Origin of the sequence: Streptomyces sp. NPDC005408 (genome assembly GCF_040606445.1) — a bacterium.
In the GTDB taxonomy this organism is placed as follows: Bacteria; Actinomycetota; Actinomycetes; order Streptomycetales; family Streptomycetaceae; genus Streptomyces.
Map to the genome: position 1 here is coordinate 65,515 of NZ_JBEXEX010000033.1, position 20,083 is coordinate 85,597.

20 protein-coding genes, 1 tRNA gene, 1 pseudogene and 1 riboswitch are annotated in these 20,083 nt (G+C 68.9%); of the genes and pseudogenes, 8 read left to right on the forward strand and 14 right to left on the reverse strand.

Annotation, left to right across the window (positions count from 1 at the left end; all coding sequences use genetic code 11):
• Nucleotides 1-20: 20 nt before the first annotated feature.
• Nucleotides 21-512, reverse strand: coding sequence for a hypothetical protein (locus ABZS64_RS26685; RefSeq protein WP_355834622.1), 492 nt, complete (start codon nt 510-512; stop codon nt 21-23).
• A 182-nt stretch (nt 513-694) separates the two neighbouring features.
• On the opposite strand from ABZS64_RS26685, the gene ABZS64_RS26690 reads away from it, so the two are divergent.
• Complete coding sequence (locus ABZS64_RS26690) at nt 695-1,642, forward strand: CHRD domain-containing protein (RefSeq protein WP_355834625.1); 948 nt, start codon at nt 695-697, stop codon at nt 1,640-1,642.
• Between the two features lie 106 nt (nt 1,643-1,748).
• On the opposite strand, the gene ABZS64_RS26695 is transcribed toward ABZS64_RS26690, so the two are convergent.
• The 5 genes from ABZS64_RS26695 to ABZS64_RS26715 all read right to left on the reverse strand — a co-directional run bounded on the left by ABZS64_RS26695 (nt 1,749) and on the right by ABZS64_RS26715 (nt 6,745).
• A complete protein-coding gene (locus tag ABZS64_RS26695; RefSeq protein WP_355834628.1) occupies nt 1,749-3,146 on the reverse strand; it encodes a DUF445 domain-containing protein in 1,398 nt (465 codons plus the stop codon).
• A gap of 251 nt (nt 3,147-3,397) precedes the next feature.
• Nucleotides 3,398-4,066 carry a DUF1707 domain-containing protein gene (locus ABZS64_RS26700; RefSeq protein ID WP_355834681.1) on the reverse strand — a complete coding sequence of 223 codons (669 nt, stop codon included), beginning with the start codon at nt 4,064-4,066 and terminating at the stop codon, nt 3,398-3,400.
• Between the two features lie 116 nt (nt 4,067-4,182).
• The gene (locus ABZS64_RS26705; RefSeq protein WP_355834631.1) at nt 4,183-5,142 is read right to left on the reverse strand and encodes an ATP-binding cassette domain-containing protein; all 960 of its coding nucleotides are present in this window, start codon (nt 5,140-5,142) and stop codon (nt 4,183-4,185) included.
• A 6-nt stretch (nt 5,143-5,148) separates the two neighbouring features.
• A complete protein-coding gene (locus tag ABZS64_RS26710) occupies nt 5,149-5,925 on the reverse strand; it encodes an ABC transporter permease (RefSeq protein WP_355834684.1) in 777 nt (258 codons plus the stop codon).
• Nucleotides 5,926-5,944: 19 nt separating this feature from the next.
• Complete coding sequence (locus ABZS64_RS26715; protein ID WP_355834634.1) at nt 5,945-6,745, reverse strand: ABC-2 family transporter protein; 801 nt, start codon at nt 6,743-6,745, stop codon at nt 5,945-5,947.
• Nucleotides 6,746-6,874: 129 nt separating this feature from the next.
• On the opposite strand from ABZS64_RS26715, the gene ABZS64_RS26720 reads away from it, so the two are divergent.
• The gene (locus ABZS64_RS26720) at nt 6,875-9,274 is read left to right on the forward strand and encodes a transglycosylase domain-containing protein (protein ID WP_355834637.1); all 2,400 of its coding nucleotides are present in this window, start codon (nt 6,875-6,877) and stop codon (nt 9,272-9,274) included.
• A 6-nt stretch (nt 9,275-9,280) separates the two neighbouring features.
• Here ABZS64_RS26720 and ABZS64_RS26725 read toward each other — a convergent pair whose 3' ends face one another.
• The 3 genes from ABZS64_RS26725 to ABZS64_RS26735 form a co-directional block, all read right to left on the reverse strand.
• On the reverse strand, nt 9,281-9,601 hold the full coding sequence (locus tag ABZS64_RS26725; RefSeq protein WP_355834641.1) for a multidrug efflux SMR transporter: 321 nt from the start codon (nt 9,599-9,601) through the stop codon (nt 9,281-9,283).
• A 31-nt stretch (nt 9,602-9,632) separates the two neighbouring features.
• A riboswitch (guanidine-III (ykkC-III) riboswitch) is annotated at nt 9,633-9,703 on the reverse strand.
• Between the two features lie 90 nt (nt 9,704-9,793).
• Nucleotides 9,794-10,150, reverse strand: coding sequence for a co-chaperone GroES (locus ABZS64_RS26730; RefSeq protein WP_355834644.1), 357 nt, complete (start codon nt 10,148-10,150; stop codon nt 9,794-9,796).
• Between the two features lie 43 nt (nt 10,151-10,193).
• The gene (locus ABZS64_RS26735) at nt 10,194-10,514 is read right to left on the reverse strand and encodes a DUF3618 domain-containing protein (RefSeq protein ID WP_355834645.1); all 321 of its coding nucleotides are present in this window, start codon (nt 10,512-10,514) and stop codon (nt 10,194-10,196) included.
• 139 nt (nt 10,515-10,653) lie between these two features.
• Here ABZS64_RS26735 and bcp point away from each other — a divergent pair, with 139 nt between their 5' ends.
• From bcp to ABZS64_RS26750, 3 genes and pseudogenes are all read left to right on the forward strand, one after another.
• The gene (gene bcp, locus ABZS64_RS26740) at nt 10,654-11,121 is read left to right on the forward strand and encodes a thioredoxin-dependent thiol peroxidase (protein ID WP_355834648.1); all 468 of its coding nucleotides are present in this window, start codon (nt 10,654-10,656) and stop codon (nt 11,119-11,121) included.
• Between the two features lie 132 nt (nt 11,122-11,253).
• Nucleotides 11,254-11,881, forward strand: a pseudogene (locus ABZS64_RS26745) (HNH endonuclease).
• 851 nt (nt 11,882-12,732) lie between these two features.
• Nucleotides 12,733-12,808: transfer RNA gene (locus tag ABZS64_RS26750), tRNA-Leu, on the forward strand.
• A 47-nt stretch (nt 12,809-12,855) separates the two neighbouring features.
• On the opposite strand, the gene rdgB is transcribed toward ABZS64_RS26750, so the two are convergent.
• The 4 genes from rdgB to ABZS64_RS26770 all read right to left on the reverse strand — a co-directional run bounded on the left by rdgB (nt 12,856) and on the right by ABZS64_RS26770 (nt 15,091).
• A complete protein-coding gene (gene rdgB / locus ABZS64_RS26755; protein WP_355834651.1) occupies nt 12,856-13,458 on the reverse strand; it encodes an RdgB/HAM1 family non-canonical purine NTP pyrophosphatase in 603 nt (200 codons plus the stop codon).
• Nucleotides 13,459-13,499: 41 nt separating this feature from the next.
• Nucleotides 13,500-13,886 carry a hypothetical protein gene (locus tag ABZS64_RS26760; protein WP_355834654.1) on the reverse strand — a complete coding sequence of 129 codons (387 nt, stop codon included), beginning with the start codon at nt 13,884-13,886 and terminating at the stop codon, nt 13,500-13,502.
• Nucleotides 13,887-13,979: 93 nt separating this feature from the next.
• Entirely contained in the window at nt 13,980-14,717 is a 738-nt protein-coding gene (gene rph, locus ABZS64_RS26765) for a ribonuclease PH (RefSeq protein WP_355834657.1), read from the reverse strand.
• Between the two features lie 140 nt (nt 14,718-14,857).
• Nucleotides 14,858-15,091 carry a PTS glucose/sucrose transporter subunit IIB gene (locus ABZS64_RS26770; RefSeq protein WP_142217368.1) on the reverse strand — a complete coding sequence of 78 codons (234 nt, stop codon included), beginning with the start codon at nt 15,089-15,091 and terminating at the stop codon, nt 14,858-14,860.
• A gap of 244 nt (nt 15,092-15,335) precedes the next feature.
• Here ABZS64_RS26770 and ABZS64_RS26775 point away from each other — a divergent pair, with 244 nt between their 5' ends.
• Both ABZS64_RS26775 and ABZS64_RS26780 read left to right on the forward strand, forming a co-directional pair.
• On the forward strand, nt 15,336-16,631 hold the full coding sequence (locus tag ABZS64_RS26775; RefSeq protein ID WP_355834660.1) for a PTS transporter subunit EIIC: 1,296 nt from the start codon (nt 15,336-15,338) through the stop codon (nt 16,629-16,631).
• A 274-nt stretch (nt 16,632-16,905) separates the two neighbouring features.
• Nucleotides 16,906-18,174, forward strand: a complete 1,269-nt coding sequence (locus ABZS64_RS26780) for a PTS transporter subunit EIIC (RefSeq protein WP_355834663.1) — start codon at nt 16,906-16,908, stop codon at nt 18,172-18,174.
• A gap of 89 nt (nt 18,175-18,263) precedes the next feature.
• On the opposite strand, the gene ABZS64_RS26785 is transcribed toward ABZS64_RS26780, so the two are convergent.
• Nucleotides 18,264-19,016: an MBL fold metallo-hydrolase gene (locus ABZS64_RS26785; RefSeq protein ID WP_355834666.1), complete on the reverse strand. Its 753-nt coding sequence runs from the start codon at nt 19,014-19,016 to the stop codon at nt 18,264-18,266.
• Nucleotides 19,017-19,227: 211 nt separating this feature from the next.
• Here ABZS64_RS26785 and ABZS64_RS26790 point away from each other — a divergent pair, with 211 nt between their 5' ends.
• Nucleotides 19,228-19,692, forward strand: a complete 465-nt coding sequence (locus tag ABZS64_RS26790) for a type II toxin-antitoxin system PemK/MazF family toxin (protein ID WP_355834669.1) — start codon at nt 19,228-19,230, stop codon at nt 19,690-19,692.
• Nucleotides 19,693-20,083: the final 391 nt, after the last annotated feature.

Below are 20,083 nucleotides of genomic sequence, written 5' to 3' on the forward strand. Positions count from 1 at the left end.
TTCCGGAATCCGTACGAGCATCACGCCGTCTTCTTGATGAGCTTGCCGTCCGCCGCGATCACGAACCACTCGCCGTCCAGGCCCTGCCCGTTCACGTCACCGGGCGTCGCGTCGCCCACGTAGTAGTACAGCGGCCAGTCCCCGTAGGTCGCCTGTTCCGCGCCCTCGCCGAGCTTCGTCTCCTTCAGCAGGGCGGCTTCCGTGCCCGACCCGGCCTTCACGTCCTTCGCGGAAGTGAGCGCGGGCCAGACCGCGATGCAGTCGGCGTCGCACTTGCTGGTGCCGGGCTTGTCCTTGGTGAATCCGTACAGCGTACGGCCCGAATCGTCGACCAGGATCTTGCCGAGTTCCGAGTCCGCCGTCTTGACCGAGACGGTCTTCGCGGGCTTGGCCGCGGGCTTCGCACCGCCCTCGTCGGACGTGTCGGTGGAGCCGCCGCAGGCCGCCAGGGTCAGCAGCGCCGCCGAGACCAGCGGTGCCGCGAGCAGAGCTTTGGAACGGGTGCCGCGCATGGTTGTCCCCCGGTTGGTGTGTGGGTGTCAGTGGATGGTGCGTACGCCGGGTTGTACGGCAGCAACTGACCGACGGTTCAAACGAATTAAAATAAACTTCCCTTTGAACGAGCCGAGTGGGCGACGCGTACTTCATCCCGACCGGCCCAAGAGGTGCCGGGTCCAACGGGAGGATGAAAACAATGCAGAAGCGTTATCTCGCTGTTACCGCAACCGCAATTGTGCTTGGTGTTGCGGGTGTTACTCCTGCTGTCGCGCACGGCGGACATGGCGGACACAGCGGCAGCTCCGGCTCCGGCTCCGACGCCACTACCTTCACCAAGCCCTCCAGCGGGCGCGCCCTCACCTTCGCCGCCCAGCTCTCCGGCGCCAACGAGGTGCCCGTCCAGGGCGGCCCCGCCGTGAACGACCCCGACGGCAAGGCCGTCGCCCTCGTCAAGGTGAAGGGCGACCGCGTCACGTTCGCCCTCCAGTGGAAGGGGTTCACGCCGAGCCTCGGGCACATCCACGAGGGCGCCGCCGGGAAGAACGGCGCCGTGAAGGTCCCGCTCTTCGGTACCGCGATGCCCGACTCCGTGAACTCGGCGGCCGGGCAGGTCGCCCTCACCGATGCCAAGCTCGCCGACAGCATCCGCAAGAACCCCGCCGGCTTCTACGTCAATCTGCACAGCGCGGAGTTCCCGGGCGGAGCCGTACGAGGGCAGCTGAAGCCGCTGCACAAGAACATCAACCCGCTCGACATCATCAAGGGCGGCAAACTGCGGGCGCTTTCCAACGGCGACCAGGAAGTCCCGAAGAACGACGCGTCCAAGGTCGGCGACCCGGACGGGCACGCCATCACCTTCCTCCAGCCCAAGGGCACGTCCGTCGGCTACTCGCTCGCCTGGATCAACATCAAGGCCCCCGCCAAGGGCCACATCCACAAGGGTGCGTTCGGCAAGAACGGTGACGTCGTCTTCGACTTCTTCAACCGCCCGGTGCCGGACGGGATCTTCGCCGTCTCGGGGAAGATCGAGGGCCAGAACCCCGACGTCGTGAAGCGCGTGCGCGCCAACCCGAGCAACTACTACGCCAACATCCACACCTCGGAGTTCCCCGACGGTGCGGTGCGCGGGCAGCTCTTCCACTGACACGGCCGAACTCGGCTGCACCCCGCTGAACACATCCGGCCCGCCGTACGTACTTACCGACACCTCCCCAAGGTTGCTGGGCGCGTGGCCGTACGGCAGGGACCGGTCACGCGCCCAGCGCGTGTGCCACGGTGTAGATCAGCAGGCCGGCCAGCGCGCCGACCACCGTGCCGTTGATCCGGATGAACTGCAGGTCACGGCCGATGTGCGCCTCGATCTTGCGCGAGGTGTGCTCCGCGTCCCAGCTCGCGACCGTCTCCGAGATCAGGGAGGTGATCTCGGCGCGGTACGTGGTGACCACGTACACCGCTGCGTCCTCCAGCCAGCCCTCCACCTTCGCCTGCAGGCGGCCGTCCGTCGCAAGCCGCGCGCCCAGTGACAGCAGCGAGGCGCGGGCGCGCAGCCGCAGCTCGCTGCGGTCGTCCTCGGCCGCCGAGATGATCATGGTGCGTACGGAGGACCAGGCGGACGCGATCACGTCCTGCACCTCCGTACGCGCCAGCAGATCCGACTTCATCCGCTCCACCCGGCCGCGGGTGTCCGTGTCCGACTGGAGGTCCGACGCGAAGTCGGACAGGAAGCGGTCGATCGCACCCCGCGCGGGGTGGGCGGGCATGTCCCGCATCTCCGTGACGAAGCGCAGCAGCTCCTTGTAGACGCGCTCGCCGACCCTCCGGTCCACGAAGCGCGGCGTCCAGCCGGGTGCGCCGCCCTCGACGGCGTCCATCACCGAGTCCGAGTGGATGACCAGCCAGTCCTGGGCGCGGGCGCAGATCAGGTCGACGGCGCGGTGATGGGCGCCGTCGGCAACGACCTTCTCCAAGGTCTTGCCGATGCCGGGGGCGATCTCCGCGCTGTCGGCGCGGCGGGTGATCGCCTCGCCGACGACGGCCTGGACGTCGGAGTCGCGCAGCACGGTGAGCGCGCCGCGCAGTGCGGTGGACAGCTCGGCGGTGACGCGGTCGGCATGGGCGGGCTCGGCGAGCCAGGCGCCGAGGCGGCCGCCGATACCGAGGGCGTGCAGCCGGGTCCGTACGACATCGCCGGAGAGGAAGTTCTCGCCGACGAAGGAGCCGAGCGTGGTACCGAGCTGGTCCTTCTTGTTCGGGATGATCGCGGTGTGCGGGATGGGCAGGCCGAGCGGGTAACGGAAGAGCGCCGTGACCGCGAACCAGTCGGCCAGAGCACCGACCATGCCCGCCTCGGACGCGGCCGCGACATAGCCGGCCCAGGGGCCCGCGCCGGAGTTCTTCGCCCAGGTGGCGAGGGCGAAGATCAGCGCGACGAGCAGCAGCGCGCCGGTCGCCGTGGTCTTCATCCGGCGCACGCCACGCATCTTCTCCGCGTCCGCCTCGGTGTACGCGAAGGAGGGGAGGGGCGTGCGGGGGCGGGGCCGGTCCGCGCCCGGTCGGTCCTGGCCGGGGCCGCCGGTGCGGCCACCGCCTTCGATCTCTCGCCGTTCTCCACGTTCCGGCTCTGTACGTTCCGGCTCTGTGCGTTCCATACGCTCCACCCGTCCGCGCGCGCCCCGTACGCAATGTCCCTACCTCAGGTACTCCTGGGACGCACGTCGAGTTCCCGCGACATGTCCCATGATGTGCTCATGAGCATGCGCGGACGGTGACGTTCCGTGTGCGGTTGCAGGCGCGGGGCTTCCCCCGCCCCGCCGCTTCACGTAACCGGGGCTCCGCCCCCCACCCGCGGGGCTCCGGCCCCGGACCCCCGGCGCCTCACACGCCGGCGAGGCTGGAAGCCTCAGTCCAGCTCCTTGCGGAAACCCTTGTCGCCCGTCTCCAGCCGGCCCCGCTTCTCCTCTTCCCGCTCCGCCCTCAGCCGCTGCTTCTCCGCACGTGTGCGCTTGCACTCCACGCCCACGCCGCCCATCAGCGCGAAGCCCGTGATGATCACGCGCGGCGCCGACGGGTCCGGGTTGCCCTCGCCCTGTTCGGCGAAGCCGCCCATGAAGCCGATGCCGCTGACCTCGACGTTCAGGTCGGGCGGAACGACGATGTTGACCCCGCCCATGATCGCGAAGCAGCGGATCACGGTGACCCGGTCCTCGAACCGGGCGTCGCGCAGGTCGAGTTCGCCGCCGCCCATCATCGTGAAGCTGGTGAACCTCCGTGCCACCGTCCAGGTGCCTTTGCGGCCGAAGCCGCCCCAGAAGGCGAATGCGAACTTCGACGTGGGCGGACCGCCGACGCGCTGGGCCCAGTTGCCCGAGCCGGTGGTGACCGCCGGTGCGGCCGACGTCGTGCCCGTCACCGGGAGGTCGCAGACCAGTGGCTCCAACTCGCCGTGCGTACGCGCCTTGTAGGCGGCGTCAAGGCGCTGCCCGAACTCCTCCATGTCGAGCCTGCCCTCCGCCACCGCCTCTCGCAGCCGCTCGGCAATATGCTCACGCTCGGCGTCGGAGGCGCGCATCTCGGGGAGTTCGCTCATGCAGGCAGAATATCCAGCACCGCGCCCGCGCCGCAGCGCCGGGGCAGGGCCTGTCCGGTAGATCAGGCTGTAGCCCAGCAAGATCGGCCGGACAGGCCCTAAAGCCCCGACCGCTCGGCGTACATCTTCGCGATCACGGCCTCGATGTCCGGCTCCCGCACCGACAGATCCACCAGCGGATACTTGTCGGCGAGCGCGGCCACCAGCGGTGCGGCCGACTGGGACGCCGGGAACGCCAGCCACTGCCGCGGGCCCTCGACCTTCACCGTACGGGCCAAGTCCAGGACGATCGGCGGCAGTTCGCGTTCCAGGTCGACCACGAGCGTCCGCTCGCTCTCCCCCACCTCGTGGAGTCCGGCGAGCGCCCCGTCGTACATCAGCCGCCCGTGGTCGATGACCATCACGCGCTTGCACAGCTGCTCGATGTCGGTCAGGTCGTGCGTCGTGAGCAGCACCGTCGTCGCCCGCTCGGCGTTGAGGTCGCGCAGAAAGTCCCTGACCTTCGCCTTGGAGATCACGTCGAGCCCGATGGTCGGCTCGTCCAGATACAGCACCTCGGGGTCGTGCAGCAGCGCAGCCGCGATGTCCCCGCGCATCCGCTGGCCGAGCGAGAGCTGCCGTACGGGCACGTCCAACAGCTCGGCCAGGTCGAGAAGTTCGACGCAGCGGTCGAGGTTCTCGCGGAAACGCTTGTCGGGGATCCGGTACATCCGGTGGACCAGGCGGTACGAGTCCTTCAGCGGCAGGTCCCACCACAGGGTCGTCCGCTGCCCGAAGACCACGCCGATGCGCTGTGCGAGGCGCGTGCGCTCCCGGGACGGGTCGATGCCCGCGACCCGCAGCCGACCGCCGCTCGGGGTCAGAATGCCGGTCAGCATCTTGATGGTGGTGGACTTACCGGCGCCGTTGGGCCCGATGTAGCCGACCATCTCGCCGCGCGGGACGCGGAAGCTGATGCCGTCGACCGCGCGCACCTGACGCTTCTCGCGCCGCAGCCTGCCCGTCTTGCGACGTACGTCGAAGACCTTCTCGACGCCGTCGAGCTCGATGAAGTCCATGCGCTCTCAGCTCCCCGTGCTCCGGTACGAACGTAGGGCCGTCCGCCATGCGAGTGCGGCGAGCAGACAGCAGGCCGCGGCGACGAACGGTGACAGGAAGGCCGTCCAGCCCGGCACACCGGCCGGAGCGTCGCGCCCCAGGATGTACAGCGCGGGCAGCCAGTTGACGAAGGCCAGCGGTACGACGTAGACGACCCCCCGCACCAGGTCCTGCGCGAAAATCGTGGGCGGGTACTGCAGCAGCGTATTGCCGCCGTACGTAAAGGAGTTGGTGACCTCCGACGCGTCCTGGGCCCAGAACTGGAACGACGCTCCCGCCACCATCACCGCCGAGAAGATCAGCGAGCCGCAGACCGCCATGAGGGGCACCAGCGCCACCTTCAGGGCCGTCCACTCCACGTCGAGGATCACGAGCGACCAGATCAGCACAAGCAGCCCCTGGCTGATCCGCCCGAGGCGGCGCAGCGCGAACCGGTCCGCCGCCACCTGCGCCAGCACCGGCACCGGCCGCACCAACAGCGTGTCGAGCGTCCCGTCCCGCACCCGCTTCCCCAGCCGGTTGACCTGGCCCATAGCGAGGTCCGCGAGCCCGAAGGCGGTGCTGGTGGTGCCGTACAGGAAAGCCACCTCGGCGAAGGAGAAGCCCCCCAGGCCCCGCACCTGGCTGAACATCAGCACGATGACCACGAAGTCGAAGAACGTCGCGGTGAAGTTGGTGAAGGCGCTCATCGCGAAGGAGAAGCGGTACGTCATCGTCGACCGGATCCACATCGCCGCGATCATCCGGTACGTACGCCAGGACTCACCCACCCTGCACCACCACCCGCTGTGTGGCCGCGGACTGCACAAGCCGCCCCGCGCCCAGCAGGACGACCGCCCAGCCGAACTGGAAGGCGTACGCCCCCACCAGCCCCCACCCCGTGCGCTTCTCCAGGAAGACATCCGCCGGGATCTGAAGCATCGATGCCCAGGGCAGCGCCCGCGCGACCTCGCCCAGCGCGCCGGGGAAAACCGTCAGCGGCAGCAGCATCCCGGAGAAGAACAGGCCCGCGAGCCACACGACGTGGGCCGCCCCCGCGCCGTCCATCAGCCAGAACGCGCTCAGCGCCACCAGATACCAGACCGCGAAGCTGACGGTCACGCCCAGCGCCACCGACAGGAGGAACGCGGGCCAGGTGAGCACTCGCGACGGCAGCGCGAAGTCGAAGGCCAGCGCGCCGATAGCCATCGGCACCACGCCGCGCCCGAGCAGATGGAAGGCGGCCCGCCCCAAGTTGGCGCAGAACCACCACAGTTGGAGGTCGACGGGCCGGTAGAGATCGATGGCGATGTCGCCTGTCTTGATGCGCTCGATCAGCTCGTCCTCGAAGCCGCCGCCCATCAGCCCGGCGGTGGCCAGCAGCGCCTGGCCGATCCACACATAGGCGAGGGCCTCGGGCATGTCGTAACCGCCCAGGTGGGGCCGCTGGTCCCAGAGGGCCATATAGGTGTACGCCAGGACGAAGCCGAAGACGGTGTTCGTGAACACCCCCGCCGCCGTGGCCATCCGGTACGTCGCGTGGCGCCGGAAGCCACCCGCCGCAACGGCCGCGTACAGCCGCACCTCGACTCCCTCCGCCTGAAGGCACCAAAGCGCACGACCCTAGCCCAGCGCCGTCGGCCGCCGCGACGGCTTTTCCGCCCGGGCTGTCGGCTCCGATGGATAACCAGCCAAAAAGGGCAGTATGGGCGTATGAGCGACGAGCCACAGCAGCAGGGCTGGACACCCCGGGACGCGACCGTCGCAGGACCGGGGCCCGAGCCCGTGCCGGGGAAGAAGGGCAGCAAGCCCCGCCCCAGGCGCACCGGCTGGCGCCGCATCATCCCCACCTGGCGGATGGTGCTCGGCGCGTTCCTGCTCATCGCCCTGCTGCTGATCGGCGGCTTCCTGGCCGGCTACATGCTCGTCGACATCCCGCCCGCCAATGCCACGGCCACCGCCCAGTCCAATGTCTATCTCTACAAGGACGGCACCCAGCTCGCCCGCGACGGCGAGGTCAACCGCGAGAACGTGAGCCTCTCGCAGGTCCCGCTGACCGTGCAGCGGGCCGTACTGGCCGCCGAGGACCGGGACTTCTACTCCGAGCGGGCCGTCGACCCCAAGGCGATGGTCCGCGCGGCCTGGAACACCCTGACCGGCAAGGGCAAGCAGTCCGGCTCCACGATCACCCAGCAGTACGTCAAGAACTACTACCTGGGTCAGGAGCAGACCATCTCGCGGAAGTGGAAGGAGTTCTTCATCGCGATCAAGCTGGGTCGCGAGGAGACCAAGAGCGAGATCCTCGAGGGCTATCTCAACACCAGCTACTTCGGGCGCAACGCGTACGGCATCCAGGCCGCCGCCCAGGCGTACTACGGCAAGGACATCGAGGACATCGACACGGCGAAGGGCGCCTATCTGGCCTCGCTGCTCAACGCGCCGAGCGCGTACGACGTCGCCACGCACCCGGAGAACCGGGCGGCCGCGCTCGGCCGCTGGAACTACACCCTCGACGGCATGGTCAAGAAGAACTGGCTCAGCCCCGCAGAACGCGCGGCCATGAAGTTCCCCATGCCGCAGACGGCGAAGCCCGCGACCGGACTCTCGGGCCAGCGCGGCTATATCGTCCAGGCCGTCGAGGACTACCTCACCGGCAACAAGATCATCGATGAGAACACGCTGGCCACCGGCGGCTACCGGATCACCACCACGCTGGAGCGCAAGAAGCAGAACGCCTTCACCGAGGCCGTCGACGAGCAGGTGATGTCCAAGCTGGACGGGGACCGCAAGGCCGACCGCAACGTCCGCGTCGGCGGCGCATCCATCGACCCGGCCACCGGCAAGGTCGTCGCCATGTACGGCGGCGTCGACTACACCAAGCAGTACGTCAACAACGCCACCCGCCGCGACTACCAAGTCGGCTCCACCTTCAAGCCGTTCGTCTTCAGCTCAGCCGTCCAGAACGGCTCCGAGACCCAGGACGGCCGCCGCATCACCCCCAACACCGTCTACGACGGCACCAACAGGCGCCCCGTCCAGGGCTGGCGCGGAAAGCCGTACGCCCCCGCCAACGAGGACGACGTCTCGTACGGCCCCATCACCGTCCGCACCGCCACCGACAAGTCCGTCAACGCGGTGTACGCGCAGATGGCCATGGACGTCGGCCCGGCCAAGGTCAAAAAGACCGCGATCGCCCTCGGGATCCCCGCAAGCACCCCGGACCTGAGCGCCTCCCCCTCCATCGCGCTCGGCCCCGCGACCGCGAGCGTCCTCGACATGACGGAGGCGTACGCGACGCTCGCCAACCACGGCAAGCACGGCACGTACTCCCTCGTGGAGAACGTCTCCAAGGACGGTGCGGACGTCCAGCTGCCCAAGGAGGGCAGCGAACAGGCCGTCAGCCGCGAGGCCGCCGACACGACCACCTCGATCCTGCAGAGCGTGGTCGAGGGCGGCACCGGCACCGCGGCCCAGTCCGCGGGCCGCCCGGCCGCCGGCAAGACCGGCACGGCGGAGGAGGACCAGGCCGCCTGGTTCGCGGGCTTCACCCCGGACCTGGCGACGGTGGTGGCGGTGATGGGCCAGGACCCGGTCACCGGCGCACACAAGCCGCTCTACGGGGCGCTGGGGCTGCCGCGGATCAACGGTGGCGGGGCGCCGGCGAAGATCTGGGGCCAGTTCACTGGGGTCGCGCTGGAGGACTCCGACATCGCGGAGTTCGATCTGCAGTTGCAGGAGGGCGCGGAGGAGGTCGTGCCGCCGGTGGAGCCCGAGCCCCCGGCCGAGTCCTCCCAGGCGCCGAGTTCGAGCCCGCCGAGCCAGTCCCCCGGGCAGACGCAGGGCCAGAATCAGGGCCAGACGCAGGGGCAGAACCAGGGCCAGACACAAGGGCAGAACCAGGGGCAGACCAACGGGGGCCAGACGAACGGCGGCACCACGACCGGCGGACAGACGGACGGTGGCACAACCACCGGAGGCACGACGACCGGAGGAACAACCACCGGCGGCCCGACGACCGGGGGAACAGCCACCGGCGGGACCGCCGCCGGCGGGACGGCGGACGGGGGCGCGGGCAGCAAGCCCACGCCCAGCCGTTCCGGCCGTCGCCAATGAGCCGGTTCAGTGACCCGAGGTCGCCTTGAGCCCCACCACCGCGACCAGCAGGAGACAGACGAAGAAGATCCGTGCGGCGGTCGCGGGCTCGTTCAGCGCGACCATGCCGACCACGGCCGCACCCGCCGCGCCGATGCCGACCCAGACGCCGTACGCCGTGCCGATCGGCAGGGTCCTCGCGGCGTGCGAGAGCAGCATCATGCTGGCGACGATCCCAAGACCGGTGAACACGCTCGGCCACAGCCGCGTGAACCCCTCGGTGAACTTCATTCCGATCGACCAGCCGACCTCGAGCAGACCGGCGACAACAAGCAGAACCCAGGCCATGACGGCACCTCCGAGACGCGGAACTTCAACGGGTGCGTCGTCTTTGCGGTCGACCCGGTACGGCGCGTCTCGTCGGGCCCCCCAAGATAGCAAAGGGCATGCAAAAAGGGCTGGTGACGTATGCCACCAGCCCTTTGGAAGCCCCTTCGAGAAGGCCCTTCCGGAAGGCCCCTGGGGAGGTTCAGCCCGTGGCTACAGATACAGCCCGGTGGAGTCCTCGGAGCCCTGGAAACGGTCCGCGGCGACGGCATGCAGATCGCGCTCACGCATCAGGACGTACGCAACGCCGCGCACCTCGACCTCGGCGCGGTCCTCGGGGTCGTACAGCACCCGGTCGCCCGGCTCCACCGTGCGGACGTTCTGCCCGACGGCGACCACCCCGGCCCAGGCCAGGCGCCGGCCGACCGCCGCGGTCGCCGGAATGACGATGCCGCCGCTGGAACGCCGCTCGCCCTCCGGGATGTCGGTCCTCACCAGCACGCGGTCGTGCAGCATCCGGATGGGCAGCTTGTCGTGCTGGGGGCTGTGCTCAAGACTGTTGGCGCTCACGACTCGAACCTACCTGCCCGCAGGACTTCCGTACGCCCGTGGGTCACCCTCGGCGCCTTCTCGCCGACACGGCGAGCAGCCCCACAAGCCCCACGGCCACCAGCGCAACCGGCACCAGACGCTCCATTCGCGGTGCGCCGTCCTCCTTCACGAACTGTGCCTTGATGTCGGAGACCGTGCGGTTCACAGCGACGACGGCACGGCCCGCCGTCTGGTCCACGGTCGAGGCGAACTTGGCCCTTGCGTCGCCGATGACCGTCTTCGGGTGCACACGCACCCCGATCTCGTCGAGCGTCTCGGCAAGCCTGTCGCGCCTGCGGACAATGTCCGCCTCGATCTGCGCAGGGGTCCTGGCATCCGACACCGCGCCGCCTCCGTGGTCGTTTCCGGTAGTCCTTCATCGACAGTCTGTCAGCTCAGCCGCTCCCGCACCCCACGGCACCCCTATTACGCTCGACGGCGTACACCCTCACGCCACCCCGAGCAGCCATTCGAGGAGAACCATGAGCGAGCGACTCCAGGCGGGCGACACCGCCCCCGACTTCACCCTGCCCGACGCGGACGGCAACGAGGTCTCGCTCGCGGAGCACAAGGGCCGCAAGGTCATCGTCTACTTCTACCCGGCGGCCCTGACTCCCGGCTGCACCAAGCAGGCCTGCGATTTCACGGACAATCTGGAGCTGCTGGCGGGCGCGGGCTACGACGTGATCGGCGTGTCCCCGGACAAGCCGGAGAAGCTGGCGAAGTTCCGCGAGAAGGAGTCCCTGAAGGTCACGCTGGTCGGCGACCCGTCCAAGGAGACCCTTGAGGCGTACGGCGCCTTCGGCGAGAAGAAGCTGTACGGCAAGACGGTGACCGGTGTCATCCGCTCGACGGTGATCGTCGACGAGGAGGGCAAGGTCGAGCGGGCGCTCTACAACGTGAAGGCGACCGGCCATGTGGCCAAGATCATCAAGGACCTCGGGATCTGAGCCCCGGCCCCTCCGGAGTGGCCCGTACCGCACGAGCGGTACGGGCCATTCCTTATTCCGGGCGTGACCATCCGATAACCGGTTCGTTACTCAGTTCGATGCTGCGAACGCGCAGCCGGATGGAGGGGAACCATGCCGGTCAGGTACACCCGGGAGCTACTCGACGAGGCGGCGCGCGAGACGACGAACTTCGACGACGCGGTCCGCTGGTGCGGCGGCAACCCGACACCGGGCAGCAGACGCTACATACGCGCCAAGATGGCAGAGGCAGGCATAGACACGTCGCACTTCACCCCCCGCCCGAGTGCGTCACACCGAGGAGACATTGCGCGAACTGGTCGCCTGTTCCAGGAGCGTGGCCGAGGTCGTACGTCGATTGGGAATCAACCCTGTGGGCGGCAACCAGGCTCACATCGGCCGCCGGATAGCCGCGTTGCGCATCGACACGTCACACTTCCTGCGTGCGCCCCGGGGCCGACCGAAGGGGTCCCTGGGGAACCGACTTGTCCTGGGCTCGTCGGCCGACGGGAGGATTCCCGGCGAACGCCTGCGTCGCGAACTGCTCCGGACCGGGATCCAGGAGTCGTGCGCCATATGTGGCACCGGAACGGAGTGGAACGGCAAACCGCTCCGGCTCGAAGTCGACCACCGCAACGGCGACTGGTGGGACAACCGCCCGGAGAACCTCCGGCTACTCTGCCCCAACTGCCATGCGGTGACAGACACTTACCGTGGCCGCAATCGGAGGCATACGGCATGAGCAATCGCCAAAAGTACCCTCGTGACCTGCTGGTCCGGACTGCCGCCACCGCCACGAGCCTCGTCGACCTGCTGCGCAGACTGGACGTGCCCCTGGGCAGCGGCCCCTACAGGTACCTGCGGGACCGGTTGCGGCAGTACGGCATCGACACCTCGCACTTTGACAACGAACCCCTCCCCCGGCGCGAGCCCCACTCGTACTCGCGGGAACTGCTCGCTGAAGCCGCAGCCAGTTCACAGAACATCCGCGGGATGCTGGAGTTCATGGGTGTCGCGCCCTACGACAGTGTGTACAGCCACATCCGCCGGAAGCTCGACCGATTCGGGATCGACACGTCTCACTTCACGGGGCGGCGCGGAAACACGCCGCAGGAACTCTTTCCGCGAGACGAACTGGCCAGAGCCGTCGCGGAGTCGTACAGCCTGGCCGACGTGCTTCGCGCTCTCGGCTGCCCCAGTGGTGGCGCCGGGCGCGCTCGTGTACGGCGGAGCATCGCCATCCACGGCATCTCCACGGCCCACTTCGTGGGGCAGGGTCATCGGCGTGGCCAGCCGTCACCCGCGCGCAAGACCGCTGCGGAGATCCTTCGACGACTCGAACCCGGATCTCCACGGACGAAGACCGCGCTGCTGCGCCGTGCGCTCGACGAATCGGGGGTACGCCAGGCATGCGGCGAGTGCGGCACCGGGAACACTTGGCAGGGCAAGCCGCTCGTCCCGGAGATCGACCACATCAACGGCGAACGACTCGACAACCGGTTGGAAAACCTGCGCTTCCTCTGCCCGTCGTGCCACAGCCAGACAAGATCCTTCTCGAACCCTCGGGGCGGGGCACAGTACAGTGGGCGCCGCGGGTCCGTACCCCAGCTGGCCAAGAGGGCGCCGGTTTAGGTCCGGTGTGTCGTGGGTTCGAGTCCCACCGGGCCCACAGCGAAGGGCGCAGCACCGCATCGGTGCCGCGCCCTTCGGCGTGGGTCAGCCCAGGAGTTCACGCACCACCGGCACCAGCGCGCGGAACGCCTTGCCCCGGTGGCTGATCGCGTTCTTCTCCTCGGGGGTCAGCTCCGCGCAGGTGCGCGTGTCCCCCTCCGGCTGCAGGATCGGGTCGTAGCCGAAGCCGCCGGAGCCCGTGGGGGCATGGCGCAGGGTGCCGCGCAGCCGGCCCTCGACGACGCGTTCCGTACCGTCGGGCAGGGCCAGGGCCGCCGCGCAGGCGAAGTGGGCGCCGCGGTGGAGATCGTCGATGTCGGAGAGCTGGTCGAGGAGCAGGGTGAGATTGGCCCTGTCGTCGCCGTGGCGGCCGGACCAGCGGGCGGAGAAGATGCCGGGCGCGCCGCCGAGGACGTCGACACAGAGGCCGGAGTCGTCGGCGACGGCCGGAAACCCGGTGGCGTGGGCCAGGGCGTGCGCCTTGAGCAGCGCGTTCTCGGCGAAGGTGACGCCGGTTTCCTTGACGTCGGGGATATCGGGGTAGGCATCCGCGCCGACGAGCTCGTGGGTGAGGCCCGCGTCGGCGAGGATGGCCTTCAGTTCGGTGATTTTCCCGGTGTTGCGGGTGGCGAGGATCAGTCGGGTCATGCCCCCGATTATCCGGGCGCGTGATCCCCGCGCGCAGACCCTTATCCGGGGGTGCAGACCTTGCCGATCTCGCCCGCCGCGTCGGTGATGGGCTTGATGTCCGGGGTGTTGTCGCCGTTCTCGATCGACTTGCGGACGTTGTCGACGCCGGAGTTCAGATTGTCGACGGCCTTGCTCAGGTCGGCGTTGTCGGTCTTGTCGCTGAGGTTCTTCAGTTCCCTGTCGATGTCGTCGAGCGCTTCCCGTGCCTGCGTCGGGTCGTCGGCGGCGGTCGAGACTGCCTGCTGGAGCTTGTCCACGCTGGTGGCGATGGCGTCGGCGGTCTCGACGCAGTCGAGTGCCTTGTCGATGGCGCTGCAGCCGACGGTTATCGGTACGACCAGTGCGGCGGTGGCGAGCATGAGTGCTGTGCGGCGGCGCGCAGGCATGGAACGGTCCTCCCCGGATACGGACGGGCGCACGGTTCGGCCCGTGCGCCCGTGACGACAACGACGCTGGAAGCGCCGTTCTTGGTTGCTTCTTTACCCTTCGAGAGTGCGCGCAAGGGCATCGCGCTGGAGCGCGGCGAGGTCGGTGCAGCCGCCGGTCGCCAGGTCCAGGAGCGCGTTGAGCTCCTTGCGGTCGAAGGGCTCGGCCTCGGCGGTGCCCTGGACCTCGACGAAGCGGCCGTCGCCGGTGCAGACGACGTTCATGTCGGTCTCGGCGCGTACGTCTTCCTCGTAACAGAGGTCGAGCAGGGCCGTGCCACCGACGATGCCGACGCTGACGGCGGCGACAGTCCCGGTGAGCGGCTTGCGGCCGGCCTTGATCAGCTTCTTGCCCTGGCCCCAGGAGATGGCGTCGGCGAGTGCGACATAGGCGCCGGTGATCGCGGCGGTGCGGGTGCCGCCGTCGGCCTGAAGGACGTCGCAGTCCAGGACGACGGTGTTCTCGCCGAGCGCCTTGTAGTCGATGACGGCGCGCAGCGAGCGGCCGATGAGGCGGGAGATCTCGTGCGTACGGCCGCCGATCTTGCCGCGTACGGATTCGCGGTCGCCGCGGGTGTTGGTGGAGCGCGGCAGCATCGAGTACTCGGCGGTGACCCAGCCTTCGCCGCTGCCCTTGCGCCAGCGCGGGACGCCTTCGGTGAAGGAGGCGGTGCAGAAGACCTTGGTGTCACCGAAGGAGACGAGGACGGAGCCCTCGGCGTGCTTGCTCCATCCGCGTTCGATGGTGACCGGGCGGAGCTGTTCGGGGGTGCGGCCGTCGATTCGAGACATGGCATCGAGCCTAGCGGCCGCACGTCGGGCGGGGGTTCCGCCCCCGGACCACTGCGCCTCAGTCGCCGACGGGGCTGAAAATCAAGCCTTGGCGGCGACTGAGGCGCAGGGTGCGGGGCGGAGCCCGAAGGACGTGAACGTCACATCATGTCTTCGATGTCGGCCGCGATCGGGTCGGCGTCGGTGCCGATGACGACCTGGATCGCGGTGCCCATCTTGACGACACCGTGCGCGCCGGCGGCCTTCAGCGCGGCTTCGTCGACCTTGCTCGGGTCGACGACTTCGGTGCGGAGGCGGGTGATGCAGCCCTCGATCTCCTCGATGTTGTCGATTCCGCCGAGCCCGGCGACGATCTTCTCAGCCTTGCTGGCCATGTCTTTCTCCCTGCGTATCAAGAGCGCCCGCACAGGGCGCTCAGCGCTGCCTCGGTCCACCATTGGTCCGCTTTGTCACGGTAACGCACGGTTGGCCCATCTTCACGGGCGAGTAACCGCCTCGTACCGAATGATGACGATCACCAGTGCCCTGTTCCGCGACGGGGTGCGGGGACCGTACCGCGACTGGTCTACACCAGTCTGCAACACCTGCCAAACCAAGGCATGTTCCGGGAGGATGCCGATGAGCTCCGACAGCGCTGCCACGCCCCAGCAGAAGTGGTGGCAGGGTGCGTTCCAAGGGCTGCAGAAGATGGGCCGCAGCCTCCAGCTGCCGATCGCCGTCCTCCCCGCGGCCGGCATCCTCAACCGGCTCGGCCAGCCCGATGTCTTCGGCGCGGACGGTCTCGGCTGGGACGACGTCGCCAAGGTGATGGCAGGCGCGGGCGGCGCGCTGCTGGACGGCAACCTCGGCCTGCCGCTGCTGTTCTGCATCGGTGTCGCGATCGGCATGGCCAAGAAGTCCGACGGCTCGACGGCGCTCGCAGCCGTCGTGGGATTCCTCGTCTACTTCAACGTCATGCGCCAGTTCCCCGAGGACTGCCCGGGCGGGTCGAAGGCGGTGGCCACGGGCTGCCAGGTCTCGGACGGATCCATCACGGCCTTCAGCTTTCAGAACCCCGGGGTCTTCGGCGGCATCATCATCGGCCTGCTGACCGCCTGGTTCTGGCAGCGCTACCACCGCACCAAGCTGGTGGACTGGCTCGGCTTCTTCAACGGCCGTCGCCTCGTCCCGATCATCATGTCCTTCGTCGCGATCGCCTTCGCCGCCCTGTGCCTGTGGGTCTGGCCGCCGATCGGCGACGGCCTGGAGAACTTCAGCGACTGGCTGGTGGGCCTCGGTTCGTGGGGTTCGGGCATCTTCGGCGTCGCGAACCGCGCGCTCCTGGTCATCGGGCTGCACCAGTTCCTGAACGTGCCCATCTGGTTCCAGTTCGGCAGCTACACCAAGCCCGACGGCACGGTCGTGCACGGCGACATCACCATGTTCCTGGCGGGCGACCCGAACGCGGGCCAGTTCACCACGGGCTTCTTCCCCATCATGATGTTCGCGCTCCCGGCCGCCGCGCTGGCCATCACCCACTGCGCCAAGCCGCACCGCCGCAAGGAGGTCGGGGGCCTGATGCTCTCAGTGGCGCTGACGTCGTTCGTCACCGGCATCACCGAGCCGATCGAGTACTCGTTCCTGTTCGTGGCTCCGCTGCTGTACGCGGTCCACGCGCTGCTGACCGGTGTGTCGATGGCCGTGAGCTGGGGGCTCGGTGTCCATGACGGATTCAGCTTCTCGGCGGGTCTGATCGACTACGTCATCAACTGGGGCCTGGCGACCAAACCGTGGCTGATCATTCCGATCGGACTCTGCTTCGCGGTGGTGTATTACGCGATCTTCCGGTTCGCGATCACCAAGTTCAATATCCAGACACCGGGGCGCGAACCGGAGGAGATCGGGGACCAGCTGGAGCGGGAGAACATCAAGTAGTCCCGCGTCTTCCGGGCCCCTGCGGCCCCCGGAGCCCTTCCGTAATGCCTCATAAGGCCCCATGGACCTGTGGTCCATGGGGCCTTATGTCGTGTATTTCGCGCTATGGCCCAGGCCACAGAAATCGGAGGTTCCTTATCCAGCCCTCACATGCTAAAACTGGTCTACACCACTGAGTGGTGTAGACCACGCGGCACTGGCCGCGTTCCCCCTGAGACGCCGCCCTCCCCCGTGATATGGCCCCCGGCGGCGCCTGCCCACTTGGAGGAAGTTGATGACCACGGCAAGCGCCGCCCCCGAGGCGGACAAGAAGAAGATGGGCGCCGGCGCGATGGCTGTCATGCAGCGCATCGGCCGCAGCCTCATGCTGCCGGTCGCGGTGCTGCCCGCCGCCGCGCTCCTGGTGCGTTTCGGCCAGCCCGACATGCTCGCCAGGGAGTCGTTCCCGACCTTCGTCACCAAGCTCGCCGGTTACATGGCGGCCGGCGGCGACGCAATCCTCTCCAACATGGCGCTGCTGTTCGCCGTCGGTATCGCAATCGGTTTCGCCAAGAAGTCGGACGGCTCGACCGCGCTCGCGGCCGTCGCCGGCTACCTGGTCTTCAAGAACGTGCTGGGCACGTTCACCGACAGCAACCTGCCGCAGGTCGAGAAGGTCGTCGACCACAAGGTCGTGCTGGTGGACGCCCCGGTGGACGCGAAGGTCCTCGGCGGTGTCGTGATGGGCATAGTCGTCGCCCTGCTGTACCAGAAGTTCTACCGGACCAAGCTGCCGGACTGGGCGGGCTTCTTCGGCGGCCGCCGTCTCGTCCCGATCCTCTCCGCCTTCGCGGGCCTGGTCATCGGCATCGTCTTCGGCCTGATCTGGCCGGTCCTCGGTACGGGTCTGCACAACTTCGGTGAGTGGCTGGTCGGTTCCGGCGCCGCGGGCGCGGGCATCTTCGGTGTCGCCAACCGTGCGCTGATCCCGATCGGCATGCACCACCTGCTGAACTCCTTCCCGTGGTTCCAGGCCGGTACGTACAAGGGCACGAGCGGCGACATCGGCCGCTTCCTCGCCGGTGACCCGAGCGCCGGACAGTTCATGACCGGCTTCTTCCCGATCATGATGTTCGCCCTTCCGGCGGCCTGCCTCGCGATCGTCCACTGTGCCCGCCCGGAGCGCCGCAAGGTCATCGGCGGCATGATGCTCTCGCTCGCGCTGACGTCCTTCGTCACGGGTGTGACCGAGCCGATCGAGTTCACCTTCATGTTCATCGCGCCGGCGCTGTACGCGATCCACGCGGTGCTGACCGGTGTCTCCATGGCGCTGACCTGGGCGCTCGGTATGAAGGACGGCTTCGGCTTCTCGGCCGGAGCGGTGGACTTCTTCCTGAACCTGGGCATCGCGTCCAACCCGTGGGGGCTGGCGCTGGTGGGCCTCTGTTTCGCGGCTGTCTACTACGTGGTCTTCCGCTTCGCGATCATCAAGTTCAACATTCCGACGCCGGGCCGTGAGTCCGACGAGGAGCTGGCCGAGCTGCAGAAGGCCGAGGCGAAGTAGGCCTCACGCGTTTCGTAGGGCATTTCGACCGAAGCCCCTGCTTCCCGGCGGAAGCAGGGGCTTCGGCATTCCCGGGGCTTCCCCGGAGATCAGACCTGGTAGACCGCGCCCGGGACGGCCAGTTCGGCGGGGCCGTCGTAGACCGCACGGGCGTCGGCCAGGTTCTGCGAGCCGTCCGTCCACGGCGGGATATGCGTCAGCACGAGCCGCCCGGCATTCGCGCGCCGGGCGGCGGCACCGGCCTCGCGGCCGTTGAGGTGGAGGTCCGGGACGTCCTCCTTGCCGTACGTGAAGGACGCCTCGCACAGGAACAGATCGCTGCCGTCGGCGAGTTCGTGCAGGGGCTCGCAGACGCCGGTGTCGCCGGAGTACGTCAGCGTCCTGCCGGCCTGCTCCAGGCGGATGCCGTACGCCTCGACAGGGTGGGCCACCCTCTCCGTACGGACGGAGAACGGGCCTATGTCGAAGCTGCCGGACTTCAGGGTGTGGAAGTCGAAGACCTCGCTCATGGAGGTGGGTGAGGGGGTGTCCGCGTACGCGGTCGTCAGGCGCTGCTCGGTGCCCTCCGGTCCGTAGACCGGGATGGGGCCGGCGCGGCCGCCCTCGTGGCGGTAGTAGCGAGCGACGAAATACCCGCACATGTCGATGCAGTGGTCCGCGTGGAGATGGCTGAGAAAGACGGCATCGAGGTCGTAGAGACCGATGTGGCGCTGCAGCTCGCCGAGGGCACCGTTGCCCATGTCGAGAAGCAGCCGGAAGCCGTCGGCCTCTACGAGGTAGCTCGAACAGGCCGATTCCGCGGACGGGAACGACCCCGAGCAGCCGACGACGGTGAGCTTCATGGAGCTGAACCTCCGTTGACTCGTGCGGGGCTCTTGGGCTGAAGGTGGGCCGGGGGCAAGGGCTGGGGGAAGGTCGTGCGGTTTGTTGAGCGTAAGGCGCGAAACGGCTGGTCGCTCCTCGGTGGCGGGCCGTTGTGGGGGAACTCACCTGCGCTGTCACCGGTTCGGAGGGAGCGCGCGCGTACGGCGGCGCGCCGGTACCGTCTGGGGTATGGACACGTCGTGGTGGCTCGCGGTGCTCGCCGTGGTGGTGATCGGGCTGGTCGCCGCGGTGAAAGACGGGCGCGGGCGCGGCGGTGGCCGCCGCCCCGGCGGCCGGGTGCGCCCGCCGGGCCGCCCGACCGGCCCTCGCCGGGCCCCGAAGCGGCGCCCGCAGCCGGGCGAAATCTGGTGGGCGGAGGTCCCCTACGAGGACGGCCCCGGCTCGAAGGACAGGCCGTGCCTGGTGATTTCGGTACGGGGCGACACGGCGCTGGTCGCGAAGATCACGAGCAAGTACCACGACGAGAGGCCGGGCGTGATCTCCCTGCCACCGGGGACGGTGGGGGACGCTCAGGGGCGGCCGAGCTTTCTGGAGACGGACGAGCTGAGGGACATGGGGGTGTGGGGGTTCCGGCGCCGGGTGGGGGTGGTGGACCCGACGGTATGGGACCAGGTCCGCCACCTGGCGGCTTGACCGGGGGCGAGCCCCCGGGCCCCCCTTTGGGTGAGGCATTCGCGCCACGCCCTGAGGCGCGCATGCTTCGCGGCGCGGGGGTGAGGGTTTCCGTGGGGGCTGACGCCCCCACACCCGCAGGTGCGCCAGCTTCGCGGCGTGGGTTGCGGCCCAGCTGTGCGGCTGACGGCAGGCGCGCCGGCTTCGCGGCGCCGAGTGGCGGCCCCGCCGACGCCTGAGGCGCGCGTGCTTCGAGGCGCGAGTACGGCCCCGCCGTCCCGAATCAGCGAGTGCGGGTTTTCCGTGGGGGGGGGGGGGGGGGGGGCCCCCCGGGGGGGGGGGGGGCCGCCCCGGGGGGGGGGGGGGGGGGCGGGGGGGGGGGGGGGGGCGCCCCCCCCGCGCCCCCCGCCCG

What these genes read in the sequence shown, in the direction of transcription:
- ABZS64_RS26685 (WP_355834622.1), bottom strand. Translation starts at nt 512, where the DNA reads ATGCGCGGCACCCGTTCCAAAGCTCTGCTCGCGGCACCGCTGGTCTCG.
- ABZS64_RS26725 (WP_355834641.1), bottom strand. Translation starts at nt 9,601, where the DNA reads ATGGCCTGGGTTCTGCTTGTTGTCGCCGGTCTGCTCGAGGTCGGCTGG.
- ABZS64_RS26760 (WP_355834654.1), bottom strand. Translation starts at nt 13,886, where the DNA reads ATGCCTGCGCGCCGCCGCACAGCACTCATGCTCGCCACCGCCGCACTG.
- bcp (WP_355834648.1), top strand. Translation starts at nt 10,654, where the DNA reads ATGAGCGAGCGACTCCAGGCGGGCGACACCGCCCCCGACTTCACCCTG.
- rph (WP_355834657.1), bottom strand. Translation starts at nt 14,717, where the DNA reads ATGTCTCGAATCGACGGCCGCACCCCCGAACAGCTCCGCCCGGTCACC.
- ABZS64_RS26705 (WP_355834631.1), bottom strand. Translation starts at nt 5,142, where the DNA reads ATGGACTTCATCGAGCTCGACGGCGTCGAGAAGGTCTTCGACGTACGT.
- ABZS64_RS26770 (WP_142217368.1), bottom strand. Translation starts at nt 15,091, where the DNA reads ATGGCCAGCAAGGCTGAGAAGATCGTCGCCGGGCTCGGCGGAATCGAC.
- ABZS64_RS26700 (WP_355834681.1), bottom strand. Translation starts at nt 4,066, where the DNA reads ATGCGCGCCTCCGACGCCGAGCGTGAGCATATTGCCGAGCGGCTGCGA.
- ABZS64_RS26710 (WP_355834684.1), bottom strand. Translation starts at nt 5,925, where the DNA reads ATGATCGCGGCGATGTGGATCCGGTCGACGATGACGTACCGCTTCTCC.
- ABZS64_RS26780 (WP_355834663.1), top strand. Translation starts at nt 16,906, where the DNA reads ATGACCACGGCAAGCGCCGCCCCCGAGGCGGACAAGAAGAAGATGGGC.
- ABZS64_RS26690 (WP_355834625.1), top strand. Translation starts at nt 695, where the DNA reads ATGCAGAAGCGTTATCTCGCTGTTACCGCAACCGCAATTGTGCTTGGT.
- ABZS64_RS26785 (WP_355834666.1), bottom strand. Translation starts at nt 19,016, where the DNA reads ATGAAGCTCACCGTCGTCGGCTGCTCGGGGTCGTTCCCGTCCGCGGAA.
- rdgB (WP_355834651.1), bottom strand. Translation starts at nt 13,458, where the DNA reads ATGACCCGACTGATCCTCGCCACCCGCAACACCGGGAAAATCACCGAA.
- ABZS64_RS26695 (WP_355834628.1), bottom strand. Translation starts at nt 3,146, where the DNA reads ATGGAACGCACAGAGCCGGAACGTACAGAGCCGGAACGTGGAGAACGG.
- ABZS64_RS26790 (WP_355834669.1), top strand. Translation starts at nt 19,228, where the DNA reads ATGGACACGTCGTGGTGGCTCGCGGTGCTCGCCGTGGTGGTGATCGGG.
- ABZS64_RS26775 (WP_355834660.1), top strand. Translation starts at nt 15,336, where the DNA reads ATGAGCTCCGACAGCGCTGCCACGCCCCAGCAGAAGTGGTGGCAGGGT.
- ABZS64_RS26720 (WP_355834637.1), top strand. Translation starts at nt 6,875, where the DNA reads ATGAGCGACGAGCCACAGCAGCAGGGCTGGACACCCCGGGACGCGACC.